This is a genomic window from Klebsiella sp. KP20-425-1 (assembly GCF_025813515.1).
GTDB classification, from domain to species: domain Bacteria; phylum Pseudomonadota; class Gammaproteobacteria; order Enterobacterales; family Enterobacteriaceae; genus Klebsiella; species Klebsiella pneumoniae.
The window spans coordinates 346,852-368,830 of the sequence record NZ_CP109614.1; the positions used below are offsets into that span (position 1 = coordinate 346,852).

General features: G+C 58.2%; 14 protein-coding genes. 12 read left to right on the forward strand and 2 right to left on the reverse strand.

Annotated features, from left to right (window positions below):
- Positions 1-58: 58 nt before the first annotated feature.
- The 7 genes from glgB (at position 59) to OHJ17_RS01640 (ending at position 10,313) form a co-directional block, all read left to right on the forward strand.
- Positions 59-2,245, forward strand: a complete 2,187-nt coding sequence (gene glgB, locus OHJ17_RS01610; RefSeq protein ID WP_004150069.1) for a 1,4-alpha-glucan branching enzyme — start codon at positions 59-61, stop codon at positions 2,243-2,245.
- A complete protein-coding gene (glgX, locus tag OHJ17_RS01615; RefSeq protein WP_032433642.1) occupies positions 2,242-4,218 on the forward strand; it encodes a glycogen debranching protein GlgX in 1,977 nt (658 codons plus the stop codon). The genes glgB and glgX overlap by 4 nt, the downstream gene beginning before the upstream one ends.
- A gap of 79 nt (positions 4,219-4,297) precedes the next feature.
- Positions 4,298-5,593: a glucose-1-phosphate adenylyltransferase gene (gene glgC, locus OHJ17_RS01620; RefSeq protein WP_002920566.1), complete on the forward strand. Its 1,296-nt coding sequence runs from the start codon at positions 4,298-4,300 to the stop codon at positions 5,591-5,593.
- On the forward strand, positions 5,593-7,026 hold the full coding sequence (gene glgA, locus OHJ17_RS01625) for a glycogen synthase GlgA (protein WP_032433640.1): 1,434 nt from the start codon (positions 5,593-5,595) through the stop codon (positions 7,024-7,026). Before glgC ends, glgA begins: the two co-directional genes overlap by 1 nt.
- A 17-nt stretch (positions 7,027-7,043) precedes the next feature.
- A complete protein-coding gene (gene glgP, locus OHJ17_RS01630) occupies positions 7,044-9,491 on the forward strand; it encodes a glycogen phosphorylase (RefSeq protein WP_032433638.1) in 2,448 nt (815 codons plus the stop codon).
- Positions 9,492-9,666: 175 nt separating this feature from the next.
- Complete coding sequence (locus tag OHJ17_RS01635; RefSeq protein ID WP_032433636.1) at positions 9,667-10,014, forward strand: type II toxin-antitoxin system RelE/ParE family toxin; 348 nt, start codon at positions 9,667-9,669, stop codon at positions 10,012-10,014.
- Complete coding sequence (locus OHJ17_RS01640) at positions 10,014-10,313, forward strand: helix-turn-helix domain-containing protein (protein ID WP_019725405.1); 300 nt, start codon at positions 10,014-10,016, stop codon at positions 10,311-10,313. Before OHJ17_RS01635 ends, OHJ17_RS01640 begins: the two co-directional genes overlap by 1 nt.
- A gap of 62 nt (positions 10,314-10,375) precedes the next feature.
- Here the strand turns inward: OHJ17_RS01640 and glpD are convergent, their stop codons facing one another.
- On the reverse strand, positions 10,376-11,884 hold the full coding sequence (gene glpD, locus OHJ17_RS01645; RefSeq protein ID WP_029602548.1) for a glycerol-3-phosphate dehydrogenase: 1,509 nt from the start codon (positions 11,882-11,884) through the stop codon (positions 10,376-10,378).
- 204 nt (positions 11,885-12,088) lie between these two features.
- Here glpD and glpE point away from each other — a divergent pair, with 204 nt between their 5' ends.
- From glpE to OHJ17_RS01660, 3 genes are read left to right on the forward strand one after another with little or no spacing between them, the layout of a single operon-like run.
- A complete protein-coding gene (glpE, locus tag OHJ17_RS01650) occupies positions 12,089-12,418 on the forward strand; it encodes a thiosulfate sulfurtransferase GlpE (protein ID WP_002920552.1) in 330 nt (109 codons plus the stop codon).
- 50 nt (positions 12,419-12,468) lie between these two features.
- A complete protein-coding gene (gene glpG / locus OHJ17_RS01655; protein ID WP_004151408.1) occupies positions 12,469-13,299 on the forward strand; it encodes a rhomboid family intramembrane serine protease GlpG in 831 nt (276 codons plus the stop codon).
- Between the two features lie 49 nt (positions 13,300-13,348).
- Positions 13,349-14,107 carry a DeoR/GlpR family transcriptional regulator gene (locus OHJ17_RS01660; protein ID WP_002920548.1) on the forward strand — a complete coding sequence of 253 codons (759 nt, stop codon included), beginning with the start codon at positions 13,349-13,351 and terminating at the stop codon, positions 14,105-14,107.
- A 15-nt stretch (positions 14,108-14,122) separates the two neighbouring features.
- On the opposite strand, the gene malT is transcribed toward OHJ17_RS01660, so the two are convergent.
- The gene (gene malT / locus OHJ17_RS01665; protein ID WP_002920545.1) at positions 14,123-16,828 is read right to left on the reverse strand and encodes an HTH-type transcriptional regulator MalT; all 2,706 of its coding nucleotides are present in this window, start codon (positions 16,826-16,828) and stop codon (positions 14,123-14,125) included.
- A 624-nt stretch (positions 16,829-17,452) separates the two neighbouring features.
- On the opposite strand from malT, the gene malP reads away from it, so the two are divergent.
- Positions 17,453-19,843: a maltodextrin phosphorylase gene (gene malP, locus OHJ17_RS01670; protein ID WP_004151407.1), complete on the forward strand. Its 2,391-nt coding sequence runs from the start codon at positions 17,453-17,455 to the stop codon at positions 19,841-19,843.
- A 10-nt stretch (positions 19,844-19,853) separates the two neighbouring features.
- Positions 19,854-21,947 (forward strand): 4-alpha-glucanotransferase, encoded by a 2,094-nt coding sequence (gene malQ, locus OHJ17_RS01675; protein ID WP_004185965.1) that lies wholly within the window; start codon positions 19,854-19,856, stop codon positions 21,945-21,947.
- Positions 21,948-21,979: the final 32 nt, after the last annotated feature.

Consider the following 21,979-nt stretch of genomic DNA (forward strand, 5'->3'; position numbering starts at 1 on the left):
CAGGTCAAAAAAAGTCGCCAGTTACAGGAATGAGCGACACTTACAACAGGATGAAAGCATGTCTAATCATATTGATAGAGACGTGATTAATGCGCTAATCGCCGGTCATTTCGCGGATCCCTTTTCCGTGCTCGGCATGCACCGTACTGACGCCGGGCTGGAAGTGCGCGCATTATTACCCGATGCCACCGACGTGTGGGTTATTGAACCGAAAACCGGACGCAAAGTCGGCAAGCTCGAATGTCTCGACTCGCGTGGTTTCTTCAGCGGCGTCCTGCCGCGGCGTAAAAATGCTTTTCGCTATCAGCTGGCCGTCACCTGGCACGGGCAGCAGAATCTGATCGATGACCCTTATCGCTTTGGTCCGCTGTTGCAGGACCTTGACGTCTGGCTGCTGTCGGAAGGGACCCACCTGCGCCCTTACGAAACGCTGGGCGCGCACGCTGCCACCATGGACGGCGTCACCGGTACCCGTTTCTCGGTGTGGGCGCCGAACGCCCGCCGCGTATCGGTGGTGGGGCAGTTTAACTACTGGGATGGCCGTCGCCACCCGATGCGATTCCGCAAAGAGTCCGGGATCTGGGAGCTGTTCGTTCCCGGCGCGCACAATGGCCAGCTGTATAAATTCGAACTGATTGACGCCCACGGCAATCTGCGGGTCAAAGCCGACCCTTACGCCTTTGAGTCGCAAATGCGTCCGGAAAGCGCCTCGCTTATCTGCGATCTGCCGCCCAAAGTGGAACAGCCAGCGGACCGTAGAGCGGCGAACCAGTTTGATGCCCCGATCTCTATCTATGAAGTGCATCTCGGCTCCTGGCGCCGTCATACCGATAATAATTTCTGGCTGAGCTACCGCGAGCTGGCCGACCAGCTGGTGCCCTATGCGAAATGGATGGGCTTCACCCATCTCGAACTATTGCCGGTTAACGAGCACCCGTTCGACGGCAGCTGGGGCTATCAACCCACCGGGCTCTATGCGCCGACCCGCCGCTTCGGCACCCGCGACGATTTCCGTTACTTTATCAATGCCGCGCACGCCGCCGGGCTGAACGTCATTCTTGACTGGGTGCCCGGCCACTTCCCGGCGGATGATTTTGCCCTTGCCTCGTTTGACGGCACTTCGCTGTATGAGCACAGCGATCCGCGCGAGGGGTATCACCAGGACTGGAATACCCTGATCTACAACTACGGACGTCGGGAAGTCAGCAACTACCTGGTGGGTAACGCGCTGTACTGGATCGAACGCTTCGGCATCGATGCGCTGCGGGTCGACGCGGTGGCCTCGATGATCTATCGCGATTATAGCCGCAAGGCGGGAGAGTGGATCCCCAACGAATACGGCGGTCGGGAGAATCTGGAAGCCATTGAGTTTCTGCGCAACACCAACCGCATCCTTGGCGAACAGACTCCGGGCGCGGTCACCATGGCGGAAGAGTCCACCGATTTTGCCGGGGTGACCCGTCCGCCAGCCGGCGGCGGCCTCGGTTTCTGGTTTAAATGGAACCTCGGCTGGATGCACGACACCCTGGATTACATGAAGCTCGATCCGGTGCATCGCCGCTACCATCATGACAAAATGACCTTCGGCATGCTCTACAACTACACCGAGAACTTTGTGCTGCCGCTCTCCCACGATGAAGTGGTGCACGGCAAAAAATCGATTCTCGACCGCATGCCGGGCGATGCCTGGCAGAAGTTCGCCAACCTGCGCGCCTACTACGGCTGGCTGTTCGCCTTCCCGGGGAAAAAGCTGCTGTTTATGGGCAATGAGTTCGCTCAGGGCCGCGAGTGGAACCATGACGTTAGCCTCGACTGGCATCTGCTGGAGGGCGGCGACAACTGGCACCACGGCGTCCAGCGGCTGGTGCGCGACCTGAACCATACCTACCGTCATCATAAAGCGCTGCACGAGCTGGATTTTGACCCCTACGGCTTCGAATGGCTGGTGGTCGACGACCATGAGCGCTCGGTGTTTGTCTTTGTACGCCGTGACCGGGCGGGCAACGAGATTATCGTCGCCAGCAACTTCACGCCGGTGCCGCGCCACGACTACCGCTTCGGCATTAACCAGCCGGGCCGCTGGCGCGAGGCGCTAAATACCGACTCCATGCACTATCACGGCAGCAATCAGGGCAATGGCGGCGTGGTGGAAAGCGACGCTATCGCCAGTCATGGCCGCGAGCATTCGCTGTCGCTGACCCTGCCCCCGCTGGCGACGATCTGGCTGGTCCGGGAGGCGCAATGACCTCACTCGCGGCAGGCAAACCTGCGCCATTGGGCGCCAGCTATGACGGCAAGGGGGTGAATTTCGCCCTCTTCTCCGCCCATGCGGAGCGGGTGGAGCTGTGCGTATTCGACGAGCAGGGCAACGAGCAACGCTTCGATCTCCCGGCGCGCAGCGGCGACATCTGGCACGGCTGGCTGGCCGCCGCCGGGCCGGGCCTGCGCTACGGCTATCGGGTACATGGTCCCTGGGACCCGGCGCAGGGGCACCGCTTTAACCCGGCCAAGCTGTTGATCGATCCCAGCGCCCACCGGGTCGAGGGCGATCTGCCTGACGATGAGCGCCTGCACGGCGGCATGTGGCAGCCCGATCGCCGCGACAGCGCCGCGGTCGCGCCAAAATCGCAGGTGGTGGATCTGCGCTATGACTGGCGTGGCGATAAACCGCCGCGTACCCCATGGGGGGAAACGGTGATTTATGAAGCGCACGTGAAAGGGCTCACCTTGCTTAATCCGCAGCTACCGGAAGCCATTCGCGGAACCTATAAAGCGCTGGGCCACCCGGCGATGATCGCTTACTTCAAATCGCTGGGCATCAGCGCCCTTGAGCTGTTGCCGGTGGCGCAGTTCGCCAGCGAGCCGCGACTGCAGCGGATGGGGTTAAGCAACTACTGGGGCTACAACCCGTTGGCGTGGTTCGCGCTGGATCCGCGCTATGCCAGCGACCCGGATCGCGCCCTCGATGAGTTTCGCGATGCGGTTAAGGCGCTGCACGCCGCCGGTATCGAAGTGATTCTGGATATCGTGCTCAACCATAGTGCGGAAATCGATCTCGAAGGGCCCACCGTCTCCCTGCGCGGAATCGACAACCGTAGCTATTATTGGGTAAGGGAGGATGGCGATTATCACAACTGGACCGGGTGCGGTAATACGCTCAATCTTAGCCACCCCGGCGTGGTGGAGTGGGCGCGCCAGTGTTTGCGCTTTTGGGTGGATGAGTGCCATGTCGACGGCTTTCGCTTCGACCTCGCCTCAGTGATGGGGCGGACGCCGGAATTCCGCCAGGATGCGCCGCTGTTCGAGGCTATCCGCCGCGACAGCGTGCTGTCGCAGGTGAAACTGATCGCCGAACCCTGGGATATCGGCCCGGGGGGCTACCAGGTGGGCAATTTTCCCCCGCTGTTCGCCGAGTGGAACGACCATTTTCGCGATAGCGCCCGCCGCTTCTGGCTGCAGCAAAACGTCCCCCTGGGGGATTTCGCGCAACGCTTCGCGGCCTCCAGCGATCTCTTTGCCCGTGATGGCAAGCCGCCATCGGCGACGGTCAACCTGGTGACGGCCCACGATGGATTCACGCTGCGCGACTGCGTTTGTTTCAATCAGAAACACAATGAGGCAAACGGGGAGGAGAATCGCGATGGGACTAACAATAACTACAGCAACAATCATGGTATAGAAGGATTAGAAGCTAATTTTGCGGTGATTGAACGGCGACGCGCCAGCGTGCATGCGCTGCTGACGACGCTGCTGCTGGCTCAGGGGACGCCGATGCTGCTGGCGGGCGATGAGCAAGGCCACAGCCAGCACGGCAACAATAATGCTTACTGCCAGGACAATGCCCTGACGTGGCTGGACTGGCGCCAGGCGAACCCGGGATTAACCGCCTTTACCGCGGCGCTGATCCACCTGCGCCGGCGCATTCCGGCGCTCACCCGCAACCGCTGGTGGCAGGAGGGAGATGGTAGCGTCCGTTGGCTTAATCGCAATGCCCAGCCGCTGACTGCCGGGGAGTGGCAGCAGGGGGCAGCGTGTATGCAAATCCAGTTGTCGGATCGCTGGCTGCTCACGCTGAACGCCACCGCAGAGGTGGTCGATATGGTTTTACCCGAGGGGGAATGGCGCGCCGTTCCTCCATTCGCCGGAGAGGATAATCCGGTCATCATGGCTGTCTGGCATGGGCCCGCGCACGGAGTGTGCGTATTTCAAAGGTCGTAAGCCCTGAAGCTTCCGGTAAACCCGTGGCGGCGGCGCGGCGGGATGAGCAGGAAAGCGGGGGTGTAAAAAGGAGTTAATCATGGTTAGGCTTGAAAAAAACGATCCGCTGATGCTGGCGCGTCAATTACCCATCAAATCCGTGGCGTTGATCCTCGCGGGCGGCCGTGGCACCCGGCTTAAGGATCTCACCATTAAGCGTGCGAAACCTGCCGTTCACTTCGGCGGCAAGTTCCGTATTATCGATTTCGCATTATCTAACTGCATTAACTCAGGGATCCGCCGCATCGGCGTTATTACCCAGTATCAGTCGCATACGCTGGTGCAGCACATCCAGCGCGGCTGGTCTTTCTTCAGCGAAGAGATGAACGAGTTTGTCGATCTGCTGCCGGCTCAACAGCGCGTACACGGCGAAAACTGGTATCGCGGCACGGCGGATGCGGTGACGCAGAACCTGGATATCATCAGCCGCTACAAGGCCGAGTACGTGGTGATCCTCGCAGGCGACCATATTTATAAGCAGGACTACTCGCGCATGCTGATCGACCATGTCGAAAAAGGGGCGCGTTGCACCGTGGCCTGCATGCCGGTGCCCATTGAAGAGGCATCCGCCTTCGGCGTCATGGCGGTCGACGAAAACGAAAAGATCATTGAGTTTGTCGAGAAACCCGCCAACCCGCCGGCGATGCCGACCGACCCGACCAAATCGCTGGCCAGCATGGGCATTTATGTCTTTGACGCCGCCTATCTTTATGAGCTGCTGGAAGAAGACGATCGCAACGAGAACTCCAGCCATGATTTCGGCAAAGACATCATTCCGAAGATCACTGAAGCTGGCATGGCTTATGCACATCCTTTCCCGCTCTCCTGCGTGCAGTCCGACCCGAACGCCGAGCCGTACTGGCGCGACGTGGGGACGCTGGAAGCCTACTGGAAGGCCAACCTCGATCTGGCGTCAGTCACGCCGGAGCTGGATATGTACGACCAGAACTGGCCGATCCGTACCCATATGGAATCGCTGCCGCCGGCGAAGTTCGTGCAGGACCGCTCCGGTAGCCACGGCATGACCCTGAACTCGCTGGTTTCCGGGGGGTGCATTATCTCCGGGTCGGTGGTGGTGCAGTCGGTGCTGTTCCCGCGCGTGCGGGTGAACTCATTCTGTAACATTGATTCGGCAGTCTTGTTGCCAGATGTCTGGGTGGGGCGCTCATGCCGCCTGCGTCGCTGCGTGATTGACCGCGCCTGCGTCATCCCGGAAGGTATGGTGATTGGTGAGAACGCGGAAGAGGATGCACGCCGCTTCTATCGCTCAGAGGAAGGTATCGTGCTGGTGACCCGCGACATGCTGCGGAAATTGGGGCACAAACAGGAGCGCTAATGCAGGTCTTACATGTATGTTCTGAGATGTTCCCGCTGTTAAAGACGGGCGGTCTGGCGGACGTCATCGGCGCGCTGCCGGCGGCGCAAATCGCGGAGGGTATCGATACGCGCGTGCTGTTGCCGGCGTTTCCTGATATCCGCCGCGGCGTGGTGGATGCCCAGGTGGTGACCCGCCGGGATACGTTCGCCGGGCGGATCACGCTGCTGTACGGCCACTTTAACGGCGTGGGGATCTATCTGATAGACGCCCCGCATCTCTATGACCGGCCGGGGAGCCCTTACCACGATACCAACCAGCACGCTTATACCGACAACGTTCTGCGCTTTGCGCTGCTGGGCTGGGTGGGAAGCGAAATGGCCAGCGGACTGGATCCATTCTGGCGTCCGGATGTGGTCCATGCCCACGACTGGCACGCCGGCCTGACGCCGGCCTACCTGGCGGCGCGCGGCCGCCCGGCTAAATCGGTGTTTACCGTGCATAACCTGGCGTACCAGGGGATGTTTTACTCCTGGCATATGAATGATATCGAACTGCCGTGGTCGTTTTACAACATGCATGGCCTCGAGTTTAACGGCCAGATCTCGTTTCTGAAGGCAGGTCTTTACTACGCCGATCATATTACGGCGGTGAGCCCGACCTACGCGCGCGAGATCACCGAGCCGCAGTACGCCTACGGCATGGAGGGGCTGCTGCGCCAGCGCCATCATGAAGGTCGGCTGTCGGGAATTCTCAACGGCGTTGACGACGGTATCTGGAGCCCGCAAAACGATCTGCTGCTGCCGATGCGCTACGATCGCGACACGCTGGAGGAGAAGGCGGAGAACAAGCGTCAGCTGCAGATTGCCATGGGCCTGAAGGTCGATGATAAAGCGCCGTTGTTTGCCGTCGTCAGCCGTCTTACCAGCCAGAAAGGGCTGGACCTGGTGCTTGAAGCGCTGCCGGGTCTGCTTGAGCAGGGCGGCCAGCTGGCGCTACTGGGCGCCGGCGATCCGGTGCTGCAGGAAGGTTTCCTCGCCGCCGCCGCCGAACACCCGGGCAAAGTGGGTGTGCAGATTGGCTACCATGAGGCCTTCTCCCACCGCATTATGGGCGGCGCCGACGTCATTCTGGTCCCGAGCCGCTTTGAACCCTGCGGCCTGACCCAGCTGTATGGTCTGAAGTACGGGACGCTGCCGCTGGTGCGCCGCACCGGCGGTCTGGCGGACACCGTCGCTGACAGTTCGCTGGAGAATCTGGCCGATGGTCTGGCGACAGGGTTTGTCTTTGAGGACAGCAATGCGCTGTCATTGCTGCGCGCTATCCGTCGCGCCTTTGTCCTCTGGTCGCGCCCGTCGCTCTGGCGCTACGTGCAGCGTCAGGCGATGAATATGGATTTTAGCTGGCAGGTTGCCGCGAACTCCTATCGCGAACTTTATCAACGCTTGATGTAACCACTGGAGTCATTGTTATGAATGTACCCTTTAGCTATGCATCACCGACGCTGAGCGTTGAGGCGTTAAAGCATTCTATTGCCTATAAACTGATGTTTATCATCGGTAAAGATCCGGCCATCGCCAACAAGCATGAATGGCTTAACGCCACGCTGTTTGCCGTTCGCGATCGCATGGTGGAGCGCTGGCTGCGCTCCAACCGCGCGCAGCTCTCCCAGGAAGTGCGCCAGGTGTACTATCTGTCGATGGAGTTTCTGATCGGCCGCACCCTCTCGAATGCGCTGCTGTCGCTGGGCATTTATGACGATGTGAGCAGCGCGCTGGCGGAGATGGGGCTCGATCTCGAAGAGCTGATCGATGAAGAGAATGACCCCGGGCTTGGCAACGGCGGTCTGGGCCGCCTGGCGGCTTGCTTCCTTGACTCCCTGGCGGCGCTGGGTCTGCCGGGACGCGGTTACGGCATCCGCTACGACTACGGGATGTTTAAACAGAATATTGTCGATGGCCGGCAAAAAGAGTCTCCTGACTACTGGCTGGAGTACGGTAACCCGTGGGAGTTTGAGCGCCACAACACCCGCTATAAAGTGCGCTTCGGCGGCCGCATTCAGCAGGAAGGAAAGAAAACCCGCTGGATTGAGACGGAGGAGATCATTGCGGAAGCCTACGACCAGATCATCCCCGGCTTTGACACCGACGCCACCAACACGCTGCGTCTGTGGAGCGCGCAGGCCAGTAGCGAAATTAACCTCGGTAAATTCAACCAGGGCGACTACTTCGCCGCGGTAGAGGATAAAAACCACTCCGAAAACGTCTCCCGCGTGCTCTATCCGGACGACTCGACCTACTCCGGCCGCGAGCTGCGCCTGCGCCAGGAGTATTTCCTCGTGTCGGCCACGGTGCAGGATATTCTGAGTCGCCATTACATGTTGCATAAGACCTATGACAACCTGGCGGACAAGATTGCCATTCACCTGAATGACACCCACCCGGTGCTGTCGATACCGGAGCTGATGCGTCTGCTTATCGACGAACATAAGTTCAGCTGGGACGAGGCGTTCGAGGTGACCTGTCAGGTCTTCTCCTATACCAACCACACCCTGATGAGCGAAGCGCTCGAGACCTGGCCGGTGGATATGCTGGGTAAAATTCTGCCGCGCCATCTGCAGATTATCTTCGAGATTAACGACTATTTCCTCAAGACCTTGCAGGAGCAGTATCCGAACGATACCGACCTCCTCAGCCGCACCTCGATTATCGACGAGTCTAACGGCCGCCGTGTGCGGATGGCCTGGCTGGCGGTAGTGGTCAGCCACAAGGTCAACGGGGTGTCCGAGCTGCATTCCCGACTGATGGTGGAGTCACTGTTTGCCGAATTCGCCAAAATCTTCCCAATGCGCTTTATCAACGTGACCAACGGTGTGACGCCGCGCCGCTGGCTGGCGCTGGCCAACCCGCCGCTGTCGAAAGTGCTGGATGAGCATATCGGCCGCACCTGGCGGACCGATCTGAGTCAGCTTGATGAGCTGAAACAGCATATCGACTACCCGATGGTCAATCAGGCGGTGCGTCAGGCCAAGTTTGAGAACAAACAGCGGCTGGCCAGCTATATTGCTCAACAGCTCAATGTGGTGGTCAATCCGAAGGCGCTGTTTGATGTGCAGATCAAACGTATCCATGAATACAAACGGCAGCTAATGAATGTGCTGCACGTCATCACCCGCTATAACCGGATCAAGGCCGATCCGCAGGCCGAGTGGGTGCCGCGGGTGAATATTTTCGCCGGTAAGGCGGCCTCGGCCTACTATATGGCCAAGCACATTATTCACCTGATCAACGATGTGGCGGCGGTGATTAATAACGATCCGCAGATTGGCGACAAGCTGAAGGTGGTCTTTATCCCCAACTACAGCGTCAGCCTGGCGCAGCTGATCATTCCGGCAGCAGACCTGTCGGAACAGATCTCCCTCGCAGGCACGGAAGCTTCCGGCACCAGTAATATGAAGTTTGCCCTTAACGGCGCGCTGACTATCGGCACCCTCGACGGGGCGAACGTGGAGATGCAGGAGCACGTGGGCGAAGAGAATATCTTTATCTTCGGTAACACCGCGGAAGAGGTGGAGGAGCTGCGTCGCAGCGGCTATAAACCGCGCGAATACTACGAGCAGGATGAAGAGCTTCACCAGGCGCTGACGCAGATCGGTACCGGCGTTTTCAGCCCGTCGGAACCGGGGCGCTACCGCGACCTGCTGGATTCGCTGATTAACTTTGGCGACCACTACCAGGTGCTGGCGGACTATCGCAGCTATGTGGACTGCCAGGATCGCGTCGACGAGCTGTATCAACATCCGGAAGAGTGGGCCTATAAGGCGATGTTGAATATTGCCAACATGGGCTACTTCTCTTCTGACCGGACGATCCAGGAGTACGCGAAATATATCTGGCATATCGACCCGGTAAGGCTGTAAGCCAGTCAATGCAACACCACACAACACAACGGGGCCATTTGGCCCCGTTGTGTTGTGTGGCGAACGTTTTATTCGGAAAAGTGCCGGGGAGGATTCAGGCTATTGCGGGAATATACTATTGACGTGAATTCGCCAGCAGTACGATAAATGCTCAATAAGTTTACGTTCATAGCCAATGTGGGATGTGGAAACGACGGATACGTTTGATGCCTGGTTCGAATTACAAAGTAGAGCTTTAAAAGAGGATATGTTGGCCACGATGCTCATCTTGTCTGAGTTTGCTCCGCAGCTTGGGCGCCCGTATGTTGATACGGTGAAAGATTCAACGTTTCAGAATATGAAAGAACTGCGGGTTCAGCATCATGGGCTCCCCATCCGCGCCTTTTTTGCTTTTGATCCTCTGCGGAAAGCTATCGTTTTATGTGCGGGCAATAAGGATGGCATAAATGAGAAACGTTTTTACAAAGAGATGATTACTCTGGCTGACAGAGAATTCAGCCAACACCTGACTAAGGAGCGATAATGGCCACGCTAAAAGAACTCATGGCGAAACAGAGTCCTGAAAGCCAGCAGCGTATTGCAGCGAAAGCGGCAGAGATACGCCAGTCTGTCGCTTTAAACTTGCTTCGAGAAGAGTTGCAAATGTCGCAAACAGAGATGGCTGCGGCTATGGGGGTAAAGCAGCCAACGATCGCTAAAATGGAACAGACTGATAACGACCCTCGGCTTTCGACCCTAAAAAGCTACATTGCGGCATTGGGGGGAGAACTCAGTATAAATGTCACATTGCCGACTGGAAAAAAAGTCTCGTTTAATTTGTGAACAGGTATCCGGGCCAAGCGCAAGCCATAGCCCGGGTATTTCTCTCCTGGCGCCACGCGATGTCAGGACGCTAACGACAGTTCAGACTTTCCCGCATGCTGCGCCAGCCATTCGCTGATGCGCGCCTGCTGATCGCCATTCAGCCACATGCCCTGTTTGGTACGGCGCCAGATGGCGTCATCCAGGCTGCGCACCCATTCATGCTCAACCAGATACTTCAGCTCGGCTTCATAAAACTCATGGCCAAAATCTTCTCCCAGATCGCTCAGGGCGCTGGCTTCTTTCAGGATCCACTCGCTGTTGCTCCCGTAGGTGCGGGCATAATGGCGGGCCAGTGATTCGCTGATGAACGGGAAGCGACGGCGCAGTTTTGCCGCGTAGTCGTCGCGGTCGCCGCCAATATCGCCGCCGGGGAGCACCGCGGTTTTGGTCCATGCCGGGCCGATCCCTTTGTAATAGGGGGTCAGTTTTTCCAGCGCGTGCTCGGCCAGTTTGCGATAGGTGGTCAGCTTCCCGCCGAAGACGGAGAGCAGCGGCGCCTGGCCGTTCTCATCGTGAATATCCAGCGTGTAGTCGCGGGTGATCGCCTGCGGCGAATCCGACTCGTCGTCGCACAGCGGACGGACGCCGGAGTAGGTCCAGACGATATCGTCCCGGCTGAGGGTCTTTTTAAAGTGCGCGTTATAGACGTTCAGCAGGTAATTAATCTCTTTATCATCAATGGCCACCGCTTTCGGATCGCCCTTATACTCGACGTCCGTCGTGCCGATGATCGAGAACTCATCCATCCACGGGATAACAAACACAATACGTTTATCTTCGTTTTGCAGAATGTAGGCCTGCTTCTGGGTATGTACCCGCGGCACCACGATGTGGCTGCCCTTAATCAGGCGGATACCGTAAGGCGAGCGCAGATGCATCCCTTCGTCGAAGAACTGTTTGACCCATGGACCGGTGGCATTAACCAGACCGCGCGCCTTCCAGGTAAACTTCTCGCCGCTATCAATATCTTCCGCTTCCACCACCCACAGGCCATTCTCTCGTTTTGCCGAGATGGCGCGAGTGCGGGTGCGTACTTCGCCGCCTTTGCGGACGACCATCTGCGCGTTGGCCAGCACCAGGCGGGCATCGTCGACCCAGCAGTCGGAATATTCGAAACCGCGCACAATTTCCGGCTTAAGTACCGATTCTGCGCCAAAACGCAAACCGGTGGATCCCGGCAGGCTGGTGCGTTTGCCCAGATGATCGTACATAAACAAGCCGATACGGATCATCCATGCCGGACGCAGATGCGGGCGATGCGGGAGACGAAAGCGCATCGGGAAGGCGATATGCGGGGCCATTTTTAACAGCACTTCGCGTTCGGCCAGCGCTTCGCTGACCAGGCGGAACTCATAGTGTTCGAGGTAGCGTAGCCCGCCGTGGATCAGTTTGGAACTGGCGCTGGAGGTGGCGCAGGCGAGATCGCGCGCTTCCAGCATCAGTACGGATAAACCACGCCCGGCGGCATCTGCCGCGATACCGGCACCGTTGATGCCTCCGCCTATCACAATCAGATCTTTGGTTTCCACGTTCTTACCCTCTCACACTTTCGTTTAAGCTCACAAATGCTCGATATCGCTCACTATAGCAAACAAACGCGCTTTTGGTAACATCAAAAAAACATTTTGGAGTGATGGGTGTAACATATTGGCGTTTCTTTACCGCCTGACGGTACACTACAGGGTAAAATTGGGCCGGCCATCGCCCGTCATGACGAGAAAGAGAAGAGAACCATGGAACAGTTTGAATGTATCAACGTTGAAGAAGCGCACCAGAAACTGCATCAGCAGACGGCGGTACTGGTCGATATCCGCGATCCGCAAAGCTATGCGATGGGTCATACGCCGGGCGCGTTTCATCTGACCAACGATACGCTGGGCGCGTTTATGCGTGACAACGACTTTGACACGGCGGTGATGGTGATGTGCTATCACGGCAACAGCAGCAAGGGCGCCGCGCAGTATCTGCTGCAGCAGGGGTTTGATAAGGTCTATAGCGTTGACGGCGGGTTCGACGCCTGGCATCGCCATTTCCCGGCGGAAGTGGCGCGCGGGACGTTTTAACGACTGGCAGGTATACTATCCCCCTTTGTGTGGAATAAGCGATTCGCTGCATGTTAATGATTACCTCTTTTGCCAACCCGCGGGTGGCCCAGGCGTTTGTCGATTATATGGCGACGCAGGGGATTATCCTGACCATCCAGCAGCATACCCAGAGCGACGTCTGGCTGGCTGATGAGAGTCAGGCCGGGCGCGTCAGGGCTGAGCTGGCGCGTTTTCTCGAAAACCCGGCGGACCCGCGCTATCTGGCGGCGAGCTGGCAGTCCGGACAGACCAATAGCGGGTTGCGCTATCAGCGCTTTCCTTTCTTTGCCACGCTGCGGCATAACGCCGGTCCGTTCACCTGGGCGATTCTGCTGATCTGCATCGCGGTGTTCATCCTGCAAAATCTGCTGGGCGATCAGCCGGTGATGATTTGGCTGGCCTGGCCCTACGATCCTTCGCTGCAGTTCGAAGCCTGGCGCTATTTCAGCCATGCTTTCATGCATTTCTCGCTGATGCATATTCTCTTCAACCTGCTATGGTGGTGGTATCTTGGCGGCGCGGTGGAAAAGCGCATCGGCAGCGGCAAGCTGGTGGTGATCACCGTCATCAGCGCTCTGCTGAGCGGCTTCGTGCAGCACCAGTTTAGCGGCCCGTGGTTTGGTGGCTTGTCGGGCGTGGTCTACGCGCTGATGGGCTACGTCTGGCTGCGGGGCGAGCGCGATCCGCAGAGCGGTATTTATCTGCAGCGCGGGTTGATACTCTTCTCTTTAGTGTGGTTAATTGCTGGCTGGTTTGACGTTTTCGGCATGGCGATCGCCAACGGCGCGCACGTGGCTGGTCTGGCGACCGGCCTGGCGATGGCGTTTGTTGATACCTTACATGGGCGAAAACGCGCATAAAGACTTACCGACAGGGGTCGGGTAGGCGACATTTTTCCAGGGATATTTCATGAAACAAACACAACGTCATGACGCCATTATCGAGCTGGTAAAAAAACAGGGTTACGTCAGCACGGAAGAGCTGGTTGAGCAGTTCGCGGTAAGCCCGCAGACCATCCGCCGCGACCTGAACGATTTAGCCGAACAGAAAATGATCCTCCGCCATCACGGCGGCGCGGCGCTGCCCTCCAGCTCGGTGAACACCTCCTGGCACGATCGCAAAGCGACCCAGACGGCGGAGAAAGAGCGTATCGCCCGGCGGGTGGCCAGCGAGATCCCGGACGGGGCGACGCTGTTTATTGATATCGGCACCACGCCGGAAGCGGTGGCGCACGCCCTGCTCGATCACAACGATCTGCGGATTGTGACCAATAACCTTAACGTCGCCAACACGCTGATGGTGAAAGAGGACTTCCGCATTATTCTCGCCGGCGGCGAACTGCGTAGCCGGGACGGCGGGATTATTGGGGAAGCGACGCTGGACTTTATCTCGCAGTTCCGCCTCGACTTCGGCATTCTCGGCATCAGCGGCGTAGACAGCGATGGCTCGCTGCTGGAGTTTGATTATCATGAAGTGCGCACCAAGCGGGCGATCATTGAGAATTCACGCCACGTGATGCTGGTGGTGGACCATACCAAGTTTGGCCGTAACGCGATGGTCAACATGGGCAGCATAAGTATGGTCGATGCGGTCTATACCGACGTGCTGCCGCCGGCCGGCGTGCTGAAGGTGATCACTGATAACAACCTTCAGCTGGAGCTGTGCTAAACGGCAACGGCGTCGTCAGACGCCGTATCCCATCATCTTAAGTAACTGCTGGGCATGCTGTACCGCGTCCTGCCGGTGGGCGACGCCCAGTTTCTGATACAGGTTGCGAATGTGGGTCTTGATGGTGGTGGCCGCCACGTCAAGCTCGCCGGCAATCTGCTCGTTGCTGTAACCGGAATAGATTAAGCCAAGCACCTGCCACTCGCGCTGGGTCAGCGGGCTGGTGCGGATAAGCTCCGGCACCTCCGGATGATTCAGCAGTCGCTCGACGAACCCTTCGTCAAAGTGGGCGAATTTGTGGCGATGATGCTGGTTGATGTCGCGCAGAATACGCTGGGCGCGATGCTGCTCCAGCTCCGGCAACGTGTTCAACTGGATCAGCTGGCGCAGCTGCTGGGCCATCGCCTCGCCTTCAATCACAAAGTGGTTGATAAAACCGGTGCGGTTGGCGAGCGTCAGGGCTTCCAGCAGGGCTTTCTGCGCTTCGCTCTTGCGTCCCGACTGCCAGTACAGCTGGTTGAGCAGCAGCAGATTGCGGTTGAGATCGCTCATCAAACGCAGCGAACGCGCATTTTCGTTCAGCTCTTCCAGCACCATTTCCGCCGGTTCGAAATCGCCCAGCAGGATCTGCGCCCGGGCGATGTTGCGCCACTGGCTCTGCAGGAAGTGGTTGTTGGCGAACTCCGGCTTTGGCGTCTGGCGCAGCCAGTTGGCCGCCGCGGTTTTATCACCGGTCATCTGCCAGTAGATCACTCGCACCTTATCGGCGTTGGAGACCCAGTCGCTGTGATAGTGACCATTACCGAGCAGGTTTTCCAGCCGGTTCAGGTGGCTGCGGGCATTATCCAGATCGCCGCGCGCCAGTGAGCACTGGACCATCAGCGCCAGGCACTGCAGCTGCTGCTGCGGCTGATAGGTGGATAGCACGTCCATCCCCTGGCGGGCGCAAGCTTCAGCCTCGTCGAGGCGCGCCCATGCCCACAGCAGCTGAGAACGGATGCGCAGCAGGAACTCATGCATCGGCAACTGCTCAAGATGCTGTTCGCGTACCAGCTGGAAGGCTTTCTCCTGGCTCTCCCAGGCGGCCTGCAGGAAGCCCTGGGCGAAGAGGATTTCGCTTTGCTGAATGATGCTCCACAGGGCGTAATGCCATACGTCGTGACGGCGGGCCATCTGTTCGGTCTGCTGCATCACGGCGAGGGATTTGGTCAGCTTTCCCTTACAATGGAGAACTTCGCCATGCACCGATGTGGCGACGATGCGGCTGTAATAGTTGGCCAGCGGCAGCTCTTCCAGGGCCACCATTGACAGACGTTCCGCCTCGTCCTGGTCGCCATCGTTAATCGCCACCTGCGCGCGCAGCGCGTTGAAGTCGCCATGCATCGCGGTGTCCATTTCCACACTCATCTCCTGCTCGGCGCGCGCCAGCAGGGTATTGACTTCGCTGTAGCGATGCTGGCTCTGCATCAGCCAGGCCTGGAGCAGGATCAGGCGCGGATTTTCCAGCAGATTGGACCATGGCAGCGCCGCCAGCGACTGCTCCAGTAGCCCCAGCTCGCTATGGTTAAACATGCCCCAGGCATGATTGAGCAAGATATCGCGCAGCATTTTGGCATCGCCGGCCGCCAGCGCATGGTGGATGGCCTCGCTGGGGAAACCTTGCGCCATCCAGCTTTCCGCCGCGGCGCGGTGGATCTCCGGTAGTTCAACCGCCAGCTCCCACTGACAGCGCTGGCGCAGGAAGCTGCCAAACAGCGGGTGATAGCGGAACCATTCGCCGGAATCATCCATCCGCTGCAGGAACAGCCCCTGGCGTTCGATCTCCTCCAGCTGCATCTGGCCATTCTCTTCGCCGGTGACGCGCACGATTAACGCGTCGTTCATTGAGCGCAGCAGAGAACTCTTCAGCAAAAAGTTGCGCGTGCGGGCGTCAACGTTATCCAGTACTTCATCCACCAGATAATCCGACAGATGGCTGGCGTTAATCCCGGCGAGGCGGCGGGCGGAGTGTTGGGCGGAGGAGTTATTCTGGCGGGCGGAGAGGGCGATGAGTTGTAGCGCGGTGGCCCACCCGGCGACATCGTCGCACAGCCGGCTACTGTCGTCGGCTTCGATAGGCGATGTCAGACGACAGTCGAAAAATTGTTTCGCCTCCTGGTGGGTAAAGGCCAGCTGCTGACTGCCAATCTCCAGAAGCTGATCGCGGACGCGCAGATTGGCAATGCCCAGCTGCGGCAGGTTACGCGACAGGACCACCAGGGTCATATTCTCCGGCTGATGGCGCAGGAAAAAGCGCATCGCGTCATGGATCACCGGATTATTGATCAGATGGTAATCATCAATGACGAGATACAGCGGGCGCTGCCAGTCGGCAAGTTCAATAAACAGCTGCGCAAAAAGAGAGGAGAGACTGGCGTACTGGCGTTTTTGCACCATCGCTTCACTGGCCGCGCAGTGGTTGCCGGTAGCCTGCTGAATCGCCGCGATCAGATAGCTGGCAAAACGCTCCTGCTGGTTGTCGCCTTCGTCCAGCGAAAACCACCCAAGATCGTTTTTACCCGCGGCCCACTGAGAAATGAGCGTTGTTTTACCGTACCCGGCAGGACTGGTGATCAGCACGAGACGATAATTGTTCGCGCCGGAAAGTTTCGCCAGTAAGCGCTCACGAACCACAGTGTGTTCAAGGCGGACCGGACGACTTAATTTGGACGGAATCAACATAGTTCTACATTTCGCTGTGCAAGAGAGAGGTTGCGATTTTTTTTGCGCTTCGTAATTAATATCTAATAAGGTCGGTGATTATGAAATTTATTGCAAGTTATGTCCGAAGTTTATGCTCTTGAATTTGCTCTGTGTCACAAATTTCGACATTGGCTGAGAATGGGAAAAAATCGCAGGCAGGACTGGTCGGCCGCGGTTTTCAGGCGGTAGCTGGCGGAGTGTGGGTAGATTTATTTTACGCTAAGAGTAGTTGTTTGTTTTTATTAAATTATTGTCAGCGATTTCTTAGAAGTAATCTTTTTTGCGGGTCAATGCGATGAAAGGTGCTTATTTCTTCAGGGGCCTCTATTTATTTTGTTAATAACGTGGCGAGGAACTGGAAGATTTTTTACGCGTATTGGCCTGTAACAAATTTTTAGCTACCGGAGGTAACCTCTCGATTGTCATATCGCGGTGATTTTTACAGCATATTTTTGCCTTCTCACCCACACTATAGTGTTCAGGATCACACTTTTCGCTCATCCCCGCCACTCCTCCCTGTCTAATCCCCGTCAGGATGAGGACGATGAATCGGGAGGTCGGCACACTAGCGCCATCGTTTTAGTAAAGGACCCGGATCTCATTATGTCACAGACTACATTTAACAAAGCTCAGTTTCAGGCTGCACTGACGCGTCAGTGGCAGCATTTTGGTTTACAGTCCGCTTCCGAGATGACACAGCGTCAATGGTGGCGCGCAGTCAGCGGAGCGTTGGCGGAACTCCTGGCGGCGCAGCCGGTAGCGAAACCGGCGCAAGGACAGCGTCACGTTAACTACATCTCAATGGAGTTTCTGATTGGTCGTCTGACCGGCAACAACCTGCTCAACCTGGGCTGGTACGAGGGCGTCAGCGACGCGCTGAAAGGCTACGATGTCAACCTCACCGATCTGCTGGAAGAAGAGACTGACCCGGCGCTGGGTAACGGTGGCCTGGGACGTCTGGCAGCCTGCTTCCTCGACTCCATGGCGACGGTGGGGCAGTCGGCGACCGGTTACGGTCTCAACTACCAGTATGGCCTGTTCCGCCAGTCATTTGACGATGGCCAGCAGATGGAAGCCCCTGACGACTGGGGGCGCAGCAGCTACCCGTGGTTCCGTCATAACGAAGCGCTGGATGTCCAGGTAGGTATCGGCGGGAAAGTCAGCAAAAACGGCGAATGGCAGCCGGCGTTCGTCATTACCGGCGAAGCCTGGGACCTGCCGGTGCTTGGCTATCGCAACAACGTCGCCCAGCCGCTGCGTCTGTGGCAGGCCAAACACGCTCATCCGTTCAACCTGACCAAATTCAACGATGGCGATTTCCTGCGCGCCGAGCAGCAGGGCATCGACGCGGAAAAACTGACCAAGGTGCTGTACCCGAACGACAACCATCAGGCCGGTAAAAAACTGCGCCTGATGCAGCAGTACTTCCAGTGCGCCTGCTCAGTGGCCGATATCCTGCGCCGTCATCATCTGGCAGGCCGCAAGCTGGCCGAACTGGCGGATTACGAAGTGATCCAGCTGAACGATACGCACCCGACCATCGCCATCCCGGAGCTGCTGCGCGTGCTGATCGACGAGCACCAGCTGAGCTGGGACGACGCCTGGGCGATCACCAGCAAAACCTTTGCTTACACCAACCACACCCTGATGCCGGAAGCGTTGGAATGCTGGGATGAGAAGCTGGTAAAAGCGCTGCTGCCGCGCCATATGCAGATCATTAAAGAGATCAACGACCGCTTTAAACAGCTGGTGGACAAAACCTGGCCGGGCGATAAGCAGGTCTGGGCGAAGCTGGCGGTGGTGCATGACAAACAGGTTCGGATGGCCAACATGTGCGTGGTGGGCGGCTTTGCTGTCAACGGCGTGGCGGCGCTGCACTCGGATCTGGTGGTAAAAGATCTGTTCCCGGAATATAACCAGCTGTGGCCGAACAAATTCCATAACGTGACCAACGGCATCACGCCGCGCCGCTGGATCAAGCAGTGCAACCCGGCGCTGGCCTCGCTGCTGGATGAGACGCTGAAAAAAGAGTGGGCCAATGACCTCGACCAGCTGATCAACCTGGAAAAATATGCTGACGATGCGGCGTTCCGTCAGACTTATCGCGATATCAAGCAGGCCAACAAAGTTCATCTGGCTGAGTTTGTGAAGCAGCGTACCGGGATTGAGATCAACCCGCAGGCGATCTTCGATATCCAGATCAAACGTCTGCACGAGTATAAGCGTCAGCACCTTAACCTGCTGCATATCCTTGCGCTGTACAAAGAGATCCGCGAAAACCCGCAGTCCGACCGCGTACCGCGCGTCTTCCTGTTCGGCGCGAAAGCGGCGCCGGGCTACTATCTGGCGAAAAACATTATTTTTGCCATCAATAAGGTAGCGGAAGCGATCAACAACGACCCGAAAGTCGGCGATAAGCTGAAGGTGGTCTTCCTGCCGGACTATTGTGTATCGGCAGCAGAAAAACTGATCCCGGCGGCGGATATCTCCGAGCAGATCTCCACCGCGGGTAAAGAAGCCTCTGGCACCGGCAACATGAAGCTGGCGCTGAACGGCGCGCTGACCGTCGGGACGCTGGATGGCGCTAACGTGGAAATCGCTGAGCAGGTGGGCGAGGAGAACATCTTTATCTTCGGCCACACGGTTGAAGAGGTGAAAGCCCTGAAAGCGAAAGGCTACGATCCGCTGAAATGGCGTAAAAAAGACAAGCTGCTCGATGCGGTGCTTAAGGAGCTGGAGAACGGCACCTACAGCAACGGCGACAAGCATGCCTTCGATCAGATGCTGCACAGCCTGCTGCAGGGCGGCGATCCGTACCTGGTGCTGGCCGATTTCGAAGCCTACGTAGCGGCGCAAAAACGGGTAGATGAGCTGTATCGCGACGAGGAGGCCTGGACCCGCGCGGCTATCCTCAACACCGCGCGCTGCGGCATGTTCAGCTCCGACCGCTCGATCCGCGATTATCAGCAACGTATCTGGCAGGCGAAACGCTAAAGGAAGGCCTATGGAGAGTAAACGCCTCGATAATGCCGCGCTGGCGGCGGGCATCAGCCCCAGCTATATCAACGCGCACGGCAAGCCGCAGTCTATCGCGGCTGTCACCAAACAGCGCCTGCTGGATGCGATGCATCGCTCTACCGCCGCCACGAAAGTGGCGGTTAACCCGCTGCCGAACGTGAAAATTTTCACTCACGGCAAAAAAATGTCGCTGCCGGTGGCAGGACGCGGTGAGTATCAGTGGATCCTGACTACTGAGGACGGTAAGCAGTATCAAGGGAAAACCCGCGGCGGCGAGACGCTGCCGCTGCCGGCCAAACTGCCGGAGGGGTACCACTCCCTGACCCTCACCCAGGAGGGGGAGCGCTGGCACTGCCGGACTATCGTCGCGCCAGCCCGCTGCTATGAGCCGCAGCCGCTGAAAGAGGGGAAAAAGCTGTGGGGCACCTGCGTGCAGCTGTATACCCTGCGCTCAGAGAAAAACTGGGGGATCGGCGATTTTGGCGATCTGCGGGCCATGCTGCCGGAAATCGCCCGCCGCGGCGGGTCGTTTATTGGCCTTAACCCGATTCATGCCCTCTATCCGGCGAACCCGGAGAGCGCCAGCCCCTATAGCCCGTCTTCACGTCGCTGGCTGAACGTTATTTATATCGACGTCAACGCGGTTGAAGATTTCCAGCGTAGCGAAGAGGCGCAGGCGTGGTGGCAGTCTCCGGCAACGCAGCAGGCACTGCAGGCGGCGCGGGAAACGGACGATGTGGATTATACCGCCGTCACTACGCTGAAAATGACCGCGCTGCGTATGGCGTGGAAACAATTCTCTCGTCGTGAAGATGAGCAGATGGCAGCGTTCCGCGAGTTTGTTCTGCGCGAAGGGGAAAGCCTCTACTGGCAGGCGGCTTTCGATGCGCTGCACGCCTGGCAGGTACAACAGGACCCGCTGCGCTGGGGCTGGCCGGCCTGGCCGAAGGCCTTTCAGGATATCGACAGCCCGGAGGTGAAAGCCTTCTGCGTCGAGCATGAGGATGACGTCAGTTTCTATCTCTGGCTGCAGTGGCTGGCCTGGAGTCAGTTTGCCGCCTGCTGGGAAACCAGCCAGCGTGACGGCATGCCGATCGGCCTCTACCGCGACCTGGCGGTGGGCGTCGCCGAGGGCGGGTCGGAAACCTGGTGCGATCGTGAACTGTACTGCCTGAAAGCATCCGTAGGCGCGCCGCCGGATATTCTGGGCCCGCTGGGCCAGAACTGGGGCCTGCCGCCGATGGATCCGCATATCATTGCCGCCCGCGCCTATGAGCCGTTTATCGACCTGTTGCGCGCTAATATGCAGAACTGCGGCGCGTTGCGCATCGATCACGTGATGTCTGTGCTGCGTCTGTGGTGGATCCCGTATGGTGAAACCGCCGACCATGGCGCTTACGTTCAGTATCCGGTCGACGATCTGCTGTCGCTTCTGGCGCTGGAAAGCCAGCGTCATCGCTGCATGGTGATCGGTGAAGATCTGGGCACGGTACCGGTGGAGATCGTCAGCAAGTTACGCAACAGCGGCGTCTATTCTTATAAGGTGCTCTATTTTGAGAGTGATGCAGAGAAAACGTTCCGCGCGCCGGCGCTGTACCCGGAGCAATCAATGGCTGTGGCGACGACGCACGACCTGCCCACTCTCCGCGGCTACTGGGAAAGCGGCGATCTGACGTTAGGTAAAGCGCTGGGCCTCTATCCTGATGAGGTGGTGCTGCGCGGACTGTACCAGGACCGCGAGCTGGCGAAACAAGGGCTGCTGGACGCACTGCATAAGTACGGCTGTCTGCCCAAGCGCGCCGGCCATAAGGCCTCGCTGATGAGCATGACGGGGATCCTCAACCGGGGGATGCAGCGTTATATTGCCGACAGCAACAGCGCCCTGCTGGGCCTGCAGCCGGAAGACTGGCTGGAGATGGCGACGCCGGTTAACATTCCGGGCACCAGCACCGAGTACCCGAACTGGCGCCGGAAGCTGTCCGTCACCCTGGAGCAGATGTTTGCCGATGAACGGGTCAATAAGCTGATTAAGGATCTGGATAAACGGCGTAAGGCGGCGAGCAAGAAAGCCGCCTCCTGATAACTTCCTGCCGCGCGCTCCTCTGCGCGGCG